The 15062-nt window shown below is 55.6% G+C and carries 15 protein-coding genes and 1 tRNA gene; 13 read left to right on the forward strand and 3 right to left on the reverse strand.

Annotated elements, in window-relative coordinates; genetic code table 11:
• Window positions 1-70 precede the first annotated feature (70 nt).
• The 11 genes from NMK_RS07565 to erpA all read left to right on the forward strand — a co-directional run bounded on the left by NMK_RS07565 (window position 71) and on the right by erpA (window position 9770).
• Window positions 71-2305 (forward strand): RelA/SpoT family protein, encoded by a 2235-nt coding sequence (locus NMK_RS07565; protein WP_109015177.1) that lies wholly within the window; start codon window positions 71-73, stop codon window positions 2303-2305.
• The gene (gene ridA, locus NMK_RS07570) at window positions 2302-2682 is read left to right on the forward strand and encodes a deaminase RidA (protein ID WP_109015178.1); all 381 of its coding nucleotides are present in this window, start codon (window positions 2302-2304) and stop codon (window positions 2680-2682) included. Before NMK_RS07565 ends, ridA begins: the two co-directional genes overlap by 4 nt.
• Window positions 2683-2700: 18 nt before the next feature.
• Window positions 2701-4737 (forward strand): ATP-dependent DNA helicase RecG, encoded by a 2037-nt coding sequence (recG, locus tag NMK_RS07575; RefSeq protein WP_109015179.1) that lies wholly within the window; start codon window positions 2701-2703, stop codon window positions 4735-4737.
• A gap of 26 nt (window positions 4738-4763) precedes the next feature.
• On the forward strand, window positions 4764-5294 hold the full coding sequence (locus NMK_RS07580; RefSeq protein ID WP_227871416.1) for a chorismate--pyruvate lyase family protein: 531 nt from the start codon (window positions 4764-4766) through the stop codon (window positions 5292-5294).
• A complete protein-coding gene (gene ubiA / locus NMK_RS07585) occupies window positions 5291-6178 on the forward strand; it encodes a 4-hydroxybenzoate octaprenyltransferase (protein WP_109015181.1) in 888 nt (295 codons plus the stop codon). The genes NMK_RS07580 and ubiA overlap by 4 nt, the downstream gene beginning before the upstream one ends.
• A 52-nt stretch (window positions 6179-6230) precedes the next feature.
• Window positions 6231-6659: a 50S ribosomal protein L13 gene (gene rplM, locus NMK_RS07590; protein WP_109015182.1), complete on the forward strand. Its 429-nt coding sequence runs from the start codon at window positions 6231-6233 to the stop codon at window positions 6657-6659.
• A gap of 9 nt (window positions 6660-6668) precedes the next feature.
• Complete coding sequence (gene rpsI / locus NMK_RS07595; protein ID WP_109015183.1) at window positions 6669-7061, forward strand: 30S ribosomal protein S9; 393 nt, start codon at window positions 6669-6671, stop codon at window positions 7059-7061.
• A gap of 157 nt (window positions 7062-7218) precedes the next feature.
• Window positions 7219-8256: an N-acetyl-gamma-glutamyl-phosphate reductase gene (gene argC, locus NMK_RS07600; RefSeq protein WP_109015184.1), complete on the forward strand. Its 1038-nt coding sequence runs from the start codon at window positions 7219-7221 to the stop codon at window positions 8254-8256.
• Between the two features lie 86 nt (window positions 8257-8342).
• A complete protein-coding gene (locus NMK_RS07605) occupies window positions 8343-8963 on the forward strand; it encodes a DUF6776 family protein (RefSeq protein WP_146187138.1) in 621 nt (206 codons plus the stop codon).
• Window positions 8964-8973: 10 nt separating this feature from the next.
• The gene (locus NMK_RS07610) at window positions 8974-9366 is read left to right on the forward strand and encodes a bactofilin family protein (RefSeq protein WP_109015186.1); all 393 of its coding nucleotides are present in this window, start codon (window positions 8974-8976) and stop codon (window positions 9364-9366) included.
• A 53-nt stretch (window positions 9367-9419) separates the two neighbouring features.
• The gene (erpA, locus tag NMK_RS07615; protein WP_109015187.1) at window positions 9420-9770 is read left to right on the forward strand and encodes an iron-sulfur cluster insertion protein ErpA; all 351 of its coding nucleotides are present in this window, start codon (window positions 9420-9422) and stop codon (window positions 9768-9770) included.
• Between the two features lie 63 nt (window positions 9771-9833).
• On the opposite strand, the gene gltA is transcribed toward erpA, so the two are convergent.
• The 3 genes from gltA to NMK_RS07630 form a co-directional block, all read right to left on the reverse strand.
• On the reverse strand, window positions 9834-11129 hold the full coding sequence (gltA, locus tag NMK_RS07620; RefSeq protein ID WP_109015188.1) for a citrate synthase: 1296 nt from the start codon (window positions 11127-11129) through the stop codon (window positions 9834-9836).
• An 84-nt stretch (window positions 11130-11213) separates the two neighbouring features.
• Entirely contained in the window at window positions 11214-12290 is a 1077-nt protein-coding gene (locus NMK_RS07625) for an anhydro-N-acetylmuramic acid kinase (RefSeq protein WP_109015189.1), read from the reverse strand.
• 5 nt (window positions 12291-12295) lie between these two features.
• A complete protein-coding gene (locus NMK_RS07630) occupies window positions 12296-13618 on the reverse strand; it encodes a M23 family metallopeptidase (protein WP_109015190.1) in 1323 nt (440 codons plus the stop codon).
• 70 nt (window positions 13619-13688) lie between these two features.
• Between NMK_RS07630 and tyrS the strand changes: the two genes are divergently transcribed.
• Both tyrS and NMK_RS07640 read left to right on the forward strand, forming a co-directional pair.
• The gene (gene tyrS / locus NMK_RS07635; protein ID WP_109015191.1) at window positions 13689-14891 is read left to right on the forward strand and encodes a tyrosine--tRNA ligase; all 1203 of its coding nucleotides are present in this window, start codon (window positions 13689-13691) and stop codon (window positions 14889-14891) included.
• Between the two features lie 61 nt (window positions 14892-14952).
• Window positions 14953-15029, forward strand: a tRNA-Met gene (locus tag NMK_RS07640).
• The last annotated feature ends 33 nt before the right edge of the window (window positions 15030-15062 follow it).

Genomic DNA, 15062 nt, shown 5'->3' on the forward strand with positions numbered 1-15062 from the left:
AGCGCTCATTTTTCATTTCGTTAGCCGCTCCACGATGGAACGCGAGTCTGTCCGGGCTCGCTAAGATGCAATGGGGCGTGCTTCAGTTCAACGCAAACCTGATTCCGTAAACCCGGATACCCCGCCTTTACTGCCTGCCGACAGCGAAAACTCGCTGTTGATGCTCAAGCTCAAGGCCTATCTCAAGCAGGAAGATATCGATCAGGTGATGGCAGCCTACCGCGTCGGCGCGGCTGCCCACGAAGGACAGTTCCGCAAGAGCGGCGAGCCCTACATCACTCACCCGGTCATGGTGGCCTGCATCCTGGCCGACCTCCACCTCGATCCGCAGGCGCTCATGGCTGCCCTGCTGCATGATGTGGTCGAAGACACTCCTCTGACCAAGCAGCAACTGGCCGAGCAATTCGGTAAAACGGTTGCCGAATTGGTCGACGGCGTCTCCAAGCTCGACAAGATCGAGTTCCAGACGGCGACGCACGCGCAGGCCGAAAACTTCCGCAAGATGCTGCTGGCGATGTCGCAGGACGTGCGCGTCATTCTCATCAAGTTGGCCGACCGCTTGCATAACATGCGCACCATGGATGCGATGGCGCCGGAAAAGCGTCGCCGCATTGCCCGCGAAACGCTCGATATCTACGCTCCCATCGCCAACCGGCTGGGGCTTAATAGCATCTACCAAGAGCTGGAAGACCTCAGCTTCCAGCACTGCTATCCGATGCGCCACCGTGTGCTGCTGCAATCCGTCATGGCAGCGCGCGGCAACCGCAAGGAAGTCGTCGGTAAGATTCTCAATGAAATCCGTGATCGTTTGGCCAGCCAGGGCATGGATGCCGAGGTCACCGGGCGCGAGAAGCACCTCTACAGTATCTATCGCAAGATGCTGGAAAAAACGCACAGCTTCTCGCAGGTGTTCGACATCTACGGCTTCCGAGTGATCGTCAAGGATACGCCGACCTGCTACCTAGCTCTCGGCGCGTTGCATGGGTTGTACAAGCCCATTCCCGGCAAATTCAAGGATTACATTGCCATCCCCAAGGCCAATGGCTATCAGTCGTTGCATACCACGCTGTTCGGCCCGTTTGGCACGCCTATCGAGATTCAGATTCGCAGCCAGGAAATGCACAACATCGCCGATGCCGGCGTGGCAGCCCACTGGCTTTACAAGAGCAGCGATGCTGAACTCTCGGCCTTGCAACAGCAGACTCATCAGTGGTTGCAGCGCCTGCTGGAAATCCAGAGTGAAAGCAGCGATTCGGTCGAGTTCCTCGAGCATTTCAAGGTCGACCTGTTTCCGGACGAGGTCTACGTGTTCACGCCCAAGGGCAAGATCCTCGCGCTGCCCAAGGGGGCGACGGCGGTGGACTTCGCCTACGCTGTGCATACCGACATTGGCAATCGCTGCGTAGCGGTCAAGATCAATCAAGAGCTGGCGCCGCTGCGGTCCGAATTGCACAACGGCGACCATGTGGAAATCATCACGGCGGCGCATGCTAAGCCTAATCCCGTGTGGCTCAATTATGTCGTCACAGGCAAGGCCCGCTCCCACATTCGTCATTTCTTCAAGACGATTCAATCCGAAGAATCTGCGCTGTTGGGCGAGCGCATGCTCAATCAGGCGCTGCGGGCATTGCACGCCGAGCCTTCCCAAATCGATAACGCGCGTTGGGAAAAATTGCTGCGCGATTACGGGGTTAAGAGCAAGCAGGAAATCCTGACCGACATCGGGTTGGGCAAGCGCCTCAACGTCATGGTGGCACGCCAGCTGCTCGCTTTTGCGGAAACGCCCGCTGCAGCTAAGGAAGGCAAGGAAGGCCGCCCCTTGGGCAGCATTACGATCAGAGGAACGGAAGGCATGGCAGTGCAGTTTGCCAAATGCTGCCGGCCGATTCCGGGCGACCCCATTCTCGGCTTCATTAATAAGGGTAAGGGCCTCGTGATTCATACCCACGACTGCCCGGCCATCGCCAAGTTCCGTCACGATCCGGAAAAATGGCTGGACGTGGAGTGGGATCCGGACACCCGCAGGCTGTTCAACGTCAATTTGCGTCTAGCCGTCGCCAATCAGCGCGGGGTGCTGGCGAAGGTCGCTGCTGCCATTGCCGACGCCGGCTCCAACATCGACAACGTCGGCATGGAAGAGGGCGACGACAGCGCTTACACCAACATGCACTTCACTGTGCAGGTGGAAAACCGTATTCATCTGGCGCATCTGATGCGGCGTTTGCGCGCCATTCCCGAAGTAGTGCGCATTAACCGCATCAAGGGCGCCACCGAACAAAACAAATCAACAAGGGAGCATCAATGAGCAAGCAAATCATCAGCACCGACAAGGCCCCGCAGGCTATCGGCACCTATTCCCAGGCTGTTCGTGTCGGCGATACCGTCTACCTCTCCGGCCAGATCGGCCTCGACCCCGCCACCATGCAAATGGTGGAAGGCATCGAAGCCCAGGTGCATCGTGTTTTCAGCAACCTCAAGGCGGTGGCGGAAGCCTCCGGCGGTTCCCTTTCGGATGTGGTCAAGCTCAATATTTTCCTGACCGATCTCGCCAACTTTGCTTTGGTCAACACCATCATGGCTGAGTACTTTACCCAGCCGTATCCGGCACGTGCAGCCGTGGGCGTTGCTTCACTGCCGCGCGGCGCGCTGGTGGAAGCGGACGGCGTGCTGGTACTGGGTTAACTTCTTTATCAATCGCCTTTGAAGTCCCTAGAAGAATTCAAGGGCGCGACCAAGCCTGTCCTCGGCAGGCTTAAAAAGCTCGGCATCACCAATACCTTCGACCTGGCGCTGCATCTACCGTTGCGATACGTAGATGAAACCCGGATCACATCCATCCGTGACTTGCGGTTGGGCGATCATGCCCAAGTCGAGGGCGTCGTCATCCATGCCGAAGCGCAATATCGTCCTCGCAAGGCGCTGGTGCTTCAGCTCGAAGATGCCAGTGGTTTGCTTCACTTGCGATTCCTCAACTTCTATCCCAGTCAGCAGGCGCAGTTCCAGCCGGGTGTGCGACTGCGCGTGTTCGGCGAAACGCGCCAAGGATTTTTCGGGATGGAAATGGTGCATCCCCAATGTCGTAAAGTCGGCGAGGATGAGCCTCTGCAGCAATCCCTGACGCCGGTTTACCCGACGACGGCGGGAATGGGGCAGGGCAGTTTGCGGAAGCTGATTCATCAGGCGGTGCTTGAAGTCGAGCCGGAAGATACCTTGCCGTCGACCTTGCTGGAACGGCTCCATTTGCCGCCTTTTGCCGAGGCGCTACAACTGCTGCATCACCCAACGCCAGAAGTGCCGATGAGCGCGCTCGAAGATCGAGAGCACCCCGCTTGGCGGCGCCTTGCGTTTGACGAATTGCTCGCCCAACAGCTTTCGATGCGCAAGCACTATGCACGGCGTCACGAACAGGAGGCGCCGTCGCTATCGACGCAAAATCAATTAACAGCTCAACTACTGGCAAGTTTGCCGTTCCAACTTACCGAAGCACAAAAACGTGTGGTGGCCGAGATCAGCGCCGACCTCGCCCAGCCTCACCCCATGCAGCGCCTGCTGCAAGGCGATGTCGGGAGCGGCAAGACCGTGGTTGCTGCGCTGGCAGCTTTGCAATCCATCGAGAACGGCTGGCAAGCTGCGCTGATGGCGCCGACCGAAATTTTGGCGGAGCAGCATTATCAAAAGTTGGCTGCCTGGCTGGAGCCTATGGGCGTGCAAGTGGTGTGGCTTTCTGGCAGTCAGACCAAAGCTGCAAGGGCGCCGGCTATGAAAGCTTGTGCAGAAGGTACTGCGCAATTGGCAGTCGGCACGCATGCCTTGTTCCAGGAGAAGGTCGAGTTTGCTAACTTGGCGCTCGCGATCGTCGATGAACAACATCGTTTCGGCGTTCATCAGCGGCTGGCACTGAGGCAAAAAGGCGGGCAGCCGCATCAGCTCATGATGAGCGCGACGCCTATTCCTCGTACTTTGTCGATGAGTTATTACGCAGATCTGGATGTTTCCGTCATCGACGAATTGCCGCCTGGTCGAACGCCTATCGTGACCAAGCTGGTGGCCGACAATCGGCGAGACGAAGTAGTGATGGCGGTGCGCAACGCTTGCATGGAAGGGCGCCAAGCTTATTGGGTGTGTCCGTTGATCGAGGAGTCCGAAGCGCTGGAACTGCAAACTGCCATCGATACCCACGCCATGTTGTCGGAAGCGTTGCCTGAATTGAAAGTGGGGCTGGTGCACGGCCGCATGAAGTCGGCCGAAAAGCAGGCAGTAATGGAGGCATTTTCGTGCAATGAAATACAGTTGCTGGTTGCGACCACGGTCATCGAAGTGGGTGTCGATGTGCCCAATGCCAGCCTGATGATTATCGAACATGCGGAGCGTTTCGGTCTATCACAGCTACACCAATTGCGAGGGCGCGTGGGCCGGGGTGCTGCCAAGAGCGTATGTATATTGATGTACCAGAAGCCGTTGTCGCAGACGGCACGCGAGCGCCTCAAGATCATCTACGAAAACAGCGACGGCTTTGAAATTGCGCGAGCCGATCTGCATTTGCGAGGTCCTGGAGAATTCCTGGGGGTGCGGCAAAGCGGCGTGCCTATGTTGAAGATCGCAGATTTGGAGCGTGACGCGGATTTGCTCGAAGCGGCGAGGGCGTATGCGGATCGGCTACTGGCAAAATGTCCGGAAATTGCCGAACGTCATCTCCAGCGCTGGCTGGGCCACGCCGAGGAATACGTCAAAGTCTGAGGCGCATACATCGGTATAATCGCGCCGTGAAAACACGAACGAAACTGCGCAACGATCTCGACTGGCAGCCATGTCCTGCCAATAGCGGGCGATTTCGCCACTGGCTGCGGGATGAAGGGTCGCTGACGCGTCGGTTGCAGCAACGCTGCGAGCAATTCGGCGTTCGACAAGTGATGCAGTACTGGCGCCAACCGTTTCCCGACGAGCGGCGAGTGTTGAACCTGCGCGAAGGGCAGACGGCATTGGTGCGCGAAGTCTGGTTGCAGGATGGCGAACGGCGTCTGGTATTTGCACGCAGCATCTTGCCCAGGGCCAGCTTGCTAGGGGCATGGCGACAATTGGGCCGATTGGGAAGCCGGCCGTTGGGTGCGGCATTATTTTCCGATGCGCAGGTAGTGCGCATGCCGTTGGCTTACCGCAAGCTCGACTTGCGCCATAAGATGCGCAAGGAAATCGGTAGACCAGGCCTGTTGTGGGCGCGACGATCAGTTTTCCTGCGGGATGGCCACGCCATTCTGGTCACCGAGGTGTTCATGCCGGAAGTGTTAACCCTATGAATATAGACCGCATCAAACAAAAGCTCGACCTGTATGAGCGGCTCATGCGACTGGATAAGCCCATCGGCATCCTTTTATTGCTGTGGCCGACGCTATGGGCGTTGTGGATTGCCGGGCGCGGCCATCCCAACTGGCTGTTGGTATGGATATTCGGACTCGGCACGGTGCTGATGCGCTCCGCGGGTTGCGTGATGAACGATTATGCCGACCGCAAATTCGATCCCCATGTGGAGCGCACCAGGATGCGGCCTCTCGCTGCCGGTTTGGTCAGCGGCAGGGAAGCCTTGCTGCTTGCCGCTGCATTATCGCTGGTGGCGTTTTTCCTTGTGCTGCAACTGAACCGGCTGACTGTTTATCTATCAGTCGCTGCATTTTTTCTTGCCGCGACCTATCCTTTAACCAAGCGTTTCTTCTCGATTCCGCAAGCCTATCTAGGGATTGCCTTCGGTTTCGGCATTCCCATGGCCTTTGCCGCCCAGTTGGAAATGCTGCCTCCGCTGGCATGGTGGATGTTGCTGGCGAATGTATTTTGGTCGGTTGCCTATGATACGGAATACGCCATGATCGATCGCGACGACGATATCAAGATCGGTATCCGTTCGTCGGCGCTGTTTTTCGGGCGCTTCGATGTCGCCGCCATCATGCTTTGCTACGCGGCGATGTTGGGCATCATGGGGTGGGTGGGATTCCGGCTCGGACTGCGTTGGCCATATTTTCTGGGATTGGCGATCGCCGCGGGAATGGCCTTGTATCATTACACCCTCATTCGCGACCGCGACCGCCAGCGATGTTTCAAGGCCTTCCTGCATAATAATTGGTTGGGCGGAGTAATTTTTGCAGGCTTGGCACTTAGTTACCATTTGAAAGCATTTGACATTGCCTGATCGGTGACATAAAATTCGCGCCTTTCATTTTAAGCAACGCAAGGTTGAACCGATGAAGACCTTTTCCGCCAAATCGCACGAAGTACAGCGCGACTGGTTCGTAGTCGACGCTACGGACTTGGTGCTGGGCCGTCTGGCCAGCGAAGTTGCGCGCCGTCTGCGTGGCAAGCATAAAACTATTTACACCCCTCACGTTGATACCGGTGACTACATCATCGTCGTGAACGCTGAGAAGATTCGCGTCACCGGCAACAAGGCCGAAGGCAAGGTCTATCACCGCCACTCCGGTTATCCCGGCGGTATTACCAGCACCACCTTCGCCAAGATGCAACAACGCTTCCCGGGCCGTGCGCTGGAGAAGGCTGTCAAGGGCATGCTGCCCAAGGGCCCGCTCGGCTACGCCATGTTCAAAAAGCTCAAGGTTTACGCTGGTGCGACGCACGACCACGCTGCGCAGCAACCGAAACCTCTGGAAATCTAAGGAATTCCCATGATTGGCAAGTACAACTACGGAACCGGTCGCCGCAAGAGCTCTGTTGCTCGCGTCTTCCTGAAGGCCGGCAAGGGCAACATCGTCGTCAACGATAAGCCGGTTGATCAATATTTCTCGCGCGAAACCTCCCGTATGGTGCTGCGCCAACCGCTGGAGCTGACGGGCAATGCCGAAAGCTTCGACATCATGGTCAATGTGACCGGTGGCGGTGAATCCGGTCAGGCTGGTGCTGTGCGTCACGGCATCACCCGCGCCTTGATTGACTACGATGCAGCGCTGAAGAGCGCACTGAGCAAGGCTGGTTTCGTGACCCGCGATGCTCGTGAAGTCGAACGTAAGAAGGTCGGTCTGCACAAAGCACGTCGCCGCAAGCAATTCTCCAAGCGTTAATTCGCTTCGGATGCAAAAAAGCCGCCTTGTGCGGCTTTTTTGTTGTCTACTCAATGACATGGAGCCGTGTTTCTTAATGCGAAACACGGCTTTTTTTGTTGCATGGCGCGCCTGCCTTCCTTAATATTGGTCGCTCGTTTAATAGTTCGTGAGAATAATGTTGAATCAAGTCAAAGTCGGTATCGTCGGGGGAACTGGTTATACCGGCGTCGAATTGTTGCGGCTATTAGCCTTGCATCCCAATGTAACCTTGCACGCGATTACTTCCCGCGGCGAAGCCGGGATGCGGGTCGCTGATATGTTCCCCAGCTTGCGTGGGCGCATTGATCTTGCATTTACCGACCCTGCCCAGGCCGACCTGAAGTCCTGCGACGTGGTTTTTTTCGCAACCCCCAACGGTATCGCCATGCAGCAAGCACGCGAGTTGCTGGACGCTGGTGTGCGCGTCATCGATCTGGCAGCTGACTTCCGGATAAAGGACGTGGCTGTCTGGGAAAAATGGTACGGCATGCAGCACGTTTGCCCGGACTTGATTGCTGAAGCAGTGTACGGCCTACCCGAAGTGAATCGGGCAGCCATCAAGGACGCGAGACTGGTAGCTAATCCAGGATGTTATCCAACAGCCGTGCAGCTTGGGTTTCTGCCGTTGCTGGAGGCTGGCATCGTCGATCCAGATCATTTGATTGCCGATGCCAAATCTGGTGTCAGTGGCGCCGGGCGCAAGGCAGAGACGCATATTTTGTTTGCCGAAGCGACCGATAGTTTCAAGGCTTATGGCGTTGGCGGGCATCGGCACTTGCCAGAAATCAGCCAAGGATTGGCTTCTGCGTCTGGGCACAAGGTCGGGCTGACGTTCGTGCCGCATTTGACGCCTCTCGTCCGGGGTATTCATGCCACGCTTTATGGCACGATCAAAAAAGAAACCGATCTTCAGCAATTATTCGAGGATCGCTACGCCGACGAGCCGTTTGTCGATGTCATGCCTAAGGGCGCACATCCTGAGACGCGTTCCGTGCGCGGTGCCAATATTTGCCGGATCGCCGTGCATCGGCCGCAGGGCGGTGACAAGGTGGTCGTACTCTCGGTGATCGACAACCTGGTCAAGGGAGCCGCAGGACAGGCGGTGCAGAACTTGAACCTGATGTTCGGGTTTGAAGAGCGGATGGGCCTGGAGATCGTTCCACTCTCGCCATGAGGCGCTTGACCCGCAAGTTCAAAAGCCGCTTCGGACCGACGGCCAGAAGCGTAGCGGTACGGCCGGAATTGCCTTGGTACTGGCGATTGGTCATCGCCGCGGCGTTTGTTTTGCTCGGGTTTGGGCTGGGCTATTGGCGCTATGGAAGTGGTACTTCAGGCGACCTGCGGCAGGAACTCGCACGATTGATGCAGGACAACCAGCGCTTGCATGCCGAAGCGATTCATGTCGAACGCGCGCAGCAAATTACTACGGTAGCGCAGAAAGACCTGACCAAAGACCTTTCGGCGCTGCAGGAAGAGAACGTGCGCTTGAAGGAGGATGTTGCTTTTTATCGTAGCATTCTGGAGGACGGTTCCGGGGCCGCGGTGATCAAGTTGCATAGTTTCAAGGTTAATGCAGGGCCGCGCCAAGGCGAATATCAATACCGATTGTTGTTGGTGCAGTCCGGCAAGCACGACAAGAGCGTGCAGGGAACCTTGCAGTTAACCGTGAATGGCATGAAGGACGACAAACCTATCGCCCAGCAAATCATGGGGGAGCGATCGGCCCAGCGAAACGGAAAGGTGAATTTTAAATATTACCAACCCGTCGAAGGCGTGTTTGTGCTGCCGCCCCAGATTGTTCCTCAGAGTATTGAGGCCAGGTTTTATCAAAGTGGCTCTACTGAGCCGAAGCTGACGCAAACAGTTGCATTAACGAACTAAGGAAGTATGCATGTTTACAAGAAGCAGCCAGAAGCCGCAGAACCGAATCGATACCTTGGTTGGAGCGGATACTGTCATCAAGGGCGATATCGGCTTTAGCGGAGGTTTGCGCGTCGATGGGGTGATTATCGGCAATGTGCGAGAAAGCGGTCCCAAGCCCGGTGCATTGGTGTTGAGCGAGCAGGGACGGATTGAGGGGGCGATTTCCGTATCTCACGCTGTCATCAACGGTACGGTCATGGGGCCGGTGGCTGCTGCCGAATATGTGGAACTTCAGGCGAAATCGCGCGTCACAGGCGATGTGTCTTACAAGACCTTAGAGATGCATATTGGTGCGGTGGTTGAGGGCAAATTGATTTATCGTCACGAGCAAACGCTGGTGGCAACTGAGCGCCAAGATTGACCCGCCCTCAAGGGGAGGGGATAATTTGAGAATTGAACTTTTAGGAGATGACCATGAATGCGGTCAATGAAATTGCAAGCCCGTTGATTTTTACCGAAAGTGCTGCCAGCAAGGTGCGCGAGCTGATCGAAGAGGAAGGCGCGCCAGACCTCAAGCTGCGAGTGTTCGTCTCGGGCGGTGGTTGCTCCGGTTTTCAATACGGTTTTACCTTCGACGAAACCACCAATGACGACGATACCATCGTCGAACGCGATGGCGTGGTGTTGCTGATCGATCCGATGAGCCTGCAGTACCTGGTGGGCGCAGAAATTGACTATACCGAAGGTCTTCAAGGTTCCCAGTTCGTCATTCGTAATCCGAATGCAACGACCACTTGCGGTTGCGGGTCCTCATTCTCGGCATAAGATTATGCGCATCAAATAAAAAAGCCGTTGCTTGCAACGGCTTTTTTATTGCTTGAACCCGGCTTATCGTTCGTCGATAGCGAGATAGCCGCGTCGTTGTTGACCCTTGTAGAGCTGGCGCGGGCGTCCAATCTTGGCGTCCGGATCGGTGATCATCTCATTCCATTGGGCCACCCAGCCGGCAGTGCGTGCTAACGCGAAAATCGCAGTGAACATGTTGGTGGGAATGCCCATGGCGCGGAGCACGATGCCGGAATAGAAGTCCACGTTGGGGTAGAGCTTCTTGCTAATGAAGTATTCATCTTCAAGCGCGATCCGCTCCAGTTCCAGTGCAACCTTGAACAGCGGGTCGTCGGTCAGACCAAGTTCGTTGAGAACTTCGTGGCAAGTGCGCCGCATCATGCTGGCGCGTGGGTCCATGTTTTTGTACACCCGATGACCGAAGCCCATGAGGCGGAACGGATTGCTCTTATCCTTGGCGCGTTCGATACATTTTCCGATATTGGAAACATCGCCGATTTCTTCAAGCATCTTGAGCACGGCTTCGTTGGCGCCACCGTGAGCGGGACCCCAAAGCGAGGCAATGCCTGCGGCAATACACGCGAACGGATTGGCGCCGCTTGATCCGGTAAGCCGAACCGTAGACGTGGAAGCGTTTTGCTCATGGTCGGCATGCAGGATCAGAATGCGTTCCAGTGCGCGAGCAAGAATGGGGTTAGGCGTGTAGGGTTCGCAAGGGGTTGCGAACATCATGTGCATAAAGTTTTCGCTGTAATTGAGCCTATTTTGCGGGTAGGTGAAAGGCTCGCCCCGGTTGTACTTATAGCACCATGCCGCGACAGTCGGAATTTTTGCGAGTAGTCGGAAGGCTGCGATTTCGCGCTGCCGTGCATCGGTCACATCAGCATTTTCAGGATAAAAAGCTGACATGGCGCCAACCACCGAAACCATGACGGCCATCGGGTGTGCATCGCGGCGAAAGCCACGAAACACAGTGCTGATCTGGTCGTGCAGCATGGTGTGGCTATGCACAGTGTCGGAGAAGTCGCTGTATTCCTGAGCATTGGGCAGTTCGCCCTTGATTAGTAGGTGAGCAACCTCAAGGAAAGAGGCGTGTTCGGCTAGTTGTTCGATTGGGTAGCCGCGGTAATACAGCAAGCCTTTGTCGCCATCGATAAAGGTTATGCTGGAACTGCAGCTGGCTGTCGAGAGGAATCCCGGGTCGTAGGTGAAATAACCGTGCTTGCCAAGGGCACGAATATCAATGACATCCTCGCCCAAGGTTCCGGAAAGAACTGGCAGCTCAATTGCTTGGGCGCCGTTATCGAAGGTTAAAGTGGCTACGGTAGGTTTTTTCATATGCATCGAAGTATACAAAAAGCGGGGCTAATTATCGCTAGCCCTACATACTAGGTGGGCAATAAATTTGCAGCAAGTATTGTTTTAAGCCGGATAGACGGCACCCAGGATGCGGGGGCCTGCTGCACCAGTCACTTCAGGGATGTTAGAGGGTCTTCTTTCCATGGTTTGTTTAGCCAGCCAGGCAAAAGCAATGGCCTCTACCCAGTCCGGTGCGATCCCCAGTTTCTCAGTCGAAGCCGCAGATATATGCGGCAGGTGATGAGTCAAGCGTTGGACCAATAATCCATTGTGCGTGCCGCCACCGCATAGATAAATTTCCCGGACATCGGCGCAATGTCGCGTGATGGCGTCGCTGATGCAACGGGCGGCGAATTCTACCAAGGTCGCCTGCACGTCTTTGGCTTGGGCCGTGGCTGAGATCTGATGCTCCAGCCAGGCCATATTGAACAAATCCCGTCCGGTGCTTTTAGGCGGTGCAAGTTGTAGAAAATCATTCGACAAAAGCTTGTCGAGTAGCGAGTTCGACACCTCCCCTTCGCGAGCCCAGGCGCCGTCCTTGTCGTACGGGGCGCCAGTATGGCGTTCGCACCAGGCATCCAGTAACAGGTTGCCGGGGCCGCAATCGAAGCCAGTCACGTTTGTGCCGGATAGGTGCGTGATATTGCTGATGCCTCCGATGTTGATGATCGCGCGAGGGGTGTCCGAGTCAGCGAAGACGGCTTGATGAAAAGCCGGGACAAGCGGGGCGCCTTGTCCACCGGCTGCGATATCCCGATTGCGGAAATCAGCGACGACATCTATCCCGGTAAGCTCAGCCAATAAGGCTGGATTGTTGAGTTGGAGCGTATATCCAAGTTCTGGCCGATGACGTATGGTTTGTCCGTGACAGCCTATAGCGCGTGGGGTGACGTCGGTACCATCAAGGAGCTGGTTGACTGCTTCGGCATAAAGGCGGGCTAGTTGATTGGCTGCGAGCAGCGACTGCTCGAGTTCGCCTGCTTTGGAGAAGTGCAGGTCGAGCAGTGTCTGTTTAATTTCGGGGTGGTAGGGAACGTAAGCGGTCTTTAAAGTTCGACCGCTTGCGTTTTCAAAATCAACAAGTACGGCATCGATGCCATCGAGGCTCGTGCCAGACATGAGCCCGACGTAACACGACATCGAATCTATTCCGCTGAGGCGATGCTGGTTTTACGCAGCAGGTCCAATTGTGTCAGCAGCGGCTGGGTCTGTTTGCGGAAATCCGCCATGGTCGCGGAGTTGAGCGGGACTGCAGTGGGCAGTGCCACCTTGAGCGGGTCACGATGCTCGCCATGAACCCGGAATTCATAGTGGAGGTGCGGTCCAGTAGCCATGCCGGACATCCCCACATAGCCGATCGGATTGCCTTGCGGTACGCGTTGTCCTTTGGACAAGCCGGCAGCAAAGCGAGAGAGGTGGCCGTATACCGTGGTGATTCCTCCGGCGTGTTGCAGCATCACGACATTGCCATACCCATTCTGCTTGCCGACGAAAGCGACAGTGGCGTCTGCCACGGCTTTGACTTGCGTACCAATCGGGGCTGCATAATCCACACCCTTATGAGCGCGCCATGTGTTGAGGATGGGGTGAAAACGGGCAAGTGAGAACCCCGAGCTGATGCGGCTGAACTCCAATGGTGAGCGTAGAAATGCCTTCTGCAGACTCTTGCCGTCAGGCGTGTAGTAATTCTCATGACCTTGGGCGTCACGATACAACACGGCGCTGTAAGCTTTGCCTGCGTTAACGAATTCTGTACTCAGAATGCGGCCGGTTTTGATGAGCTCGCCGTTACTGAAAGCTGCCTCGTAAACGACGTTGAAACGGTCGCCTTTGCGCAAGTCGAGGTTGAAGTCGATTTCCGAAGAAAAAATATTGGCTAATTGCAGGGCGATCTGGTCGGGAATGTCGGCCGCATCGGTCGCTGCAAACAACGAGCTCTGGATTTCAGCCGATTTCATGATGGAACGGGTTTCGACCAGCAAGGGTTTTTCTTCGGCCGTGTAACCGTTGTCTGTCTTGCTGACAAAAAGGCCATGATTGCTGTCGATGAGAAACTGAAGCTCGAGCAGTGTGCCGTCTGCTGTCGTCTTGGTGAGAATGGTGCGTCCGGGGCGAAGTTGTGTTGCCAGGCCATTGGCCTCTCGAGCTTGATGCAGGTATGCGACTGCCTCGGGATTACGGATGTTGACGCGTGTCAGCAGGGTGTCCAACGTATCGTCACGCCTGATCTGGTCGGCTTGCCACATGGGCTGGGTAGAGGCGACTTCTTGTACCTCTGGAAGTTCGAGGTTTTGGACGACTTCGGTGATCTGCACATTAATAGGGGCTGTCTGGGGCGCGATACCGAAGGCTGCAACGATGCCGAACAATGGGACAGATGAGATCGCAAGCAGCCAGCGGAGGCGGCGGTTGCCCGGGTTGGATACTGGCTTTTGAGATAGAATGGGGGTCTTTTTTTGCACTGGCATACCTTATATGTGTGAAGCAAAAGGTCAGGCCGCATGCTAACAGAAATCTATTACCTGGTGTGATTTAGTCATGTCTCAAGTTCATGAAGTGTTGGAAGTAATCAAGCGTGGCAGCGATGAGTTGCTGGTCGAACAGGAGTTGGTCGAGAAGTTGAAGTCAGGGAGGCCGTTGCGGGTCAAGGCGGGCTTCGATCCTACTGCGCCCGATCTTCATCTTGGGCATACGGTCTTGCTCAACAAACTGCGCCACCTACAGGAGTTGGGGCATCAGGTATCGTTTCTGATTGGAGATTTCACCGGGATGATCGGGGACCCGACAGGTAAAAGTGCTACTCGCCCACCTTTGACCAAAGAGCAGGTCAAGGAGAATGCCAAGTCCTATACCGAGCAGGTATTCAAGATTCTTAAGCCCGAGCAAACGGAGGTCGTGTTCAACTCTACTTGGATGGAGAAGCTGGGGGCGTCGGGGATGGTTCGGCTGGCGGCTACGCATACTGTTGCCCGTATGCTCGAGCGGGATGATTTTAGTAAGCGTTACCGTGGTAATCAACCGATCGCTATTCATGAATTTCTGTACCCGTTGTTGCAAGGGTATGACTCGGTTGAATTGAAGGCTGACCTTGAGCTGGGTGGAACCGATCAGAAATTTAATCTTTTGGTGGGGCGTGAATTGCAAAAGCATTTCGGACAAAGCCCACAATGCATTCTGACCATGCCTTTGCTCGAAGGGTTGGATGGCGTTAATAAAATGTCCAAGTCGCTCGGTAATTATGTAGGCATTAATGAGGCGCCGCAGGAAATCTTCGGGAAGCTTATGTCCGTTTCGGATGAGCTGATGTGGCGGTACATCGAGTTGCTGTCCTTTGCCCCGTTGGCAGATGTTCGACGTTGGAAACAGGAAGTCGCCGAGGGCCGTAATCCTCGAGATATCAAGGTGGGGTTTGCTCAGGAAATCGTAGGCCGCTTTCATTCGCAGCATGCTGCTGAGAAGGCATTGGCAGATTTTGAGGCTAGATTTCAGAAGGGTGTAATTCCGGACGATGTTCCGGAGATTGTAATTAATTGCGAAGTGGCTGGTTTGCCAGTGGCGCAAATGTTGAAGCAAGCTGGCTTGGTGGCTAGTACCTCTGAGGCCATGCGCATGATCGAGCAGGGAGGGGTCAGGTTGGATGGTGAGAGAGTCTCGGATAAGGGATTGATACTTAAGGTGGGCGCGACATTTGTGGCGCAAGTGGGAAAGCGGAAGTTTGCGAGAGTCTCCATTTCTGGTTGACATGCAAATCCGGAATTTGCTATAGTTTCACCTCTCGACGGCAACGCAAGTCGAGAACGGGCGCGGGGTGGAGCAGTCTGGCAGCTCGTCGGGCTCATAACCCGAAGGTCGCAGGTTCAAATCCTGCCCCCGCAACCAACAGTTAAGTTTGTTGACCGACCGTAAATGATC

It is taken from the genome of Novimethylophilus kurashikiensis (genome assembly GCF_003112435.1).
Classification (GTDB): Bacteria; Pseudomonadota; Gammaproteobacteria; order Burkholderiales; family Methylophilaceae; genus Novimethylophilus; species Novimethylophilus kurashikiensis.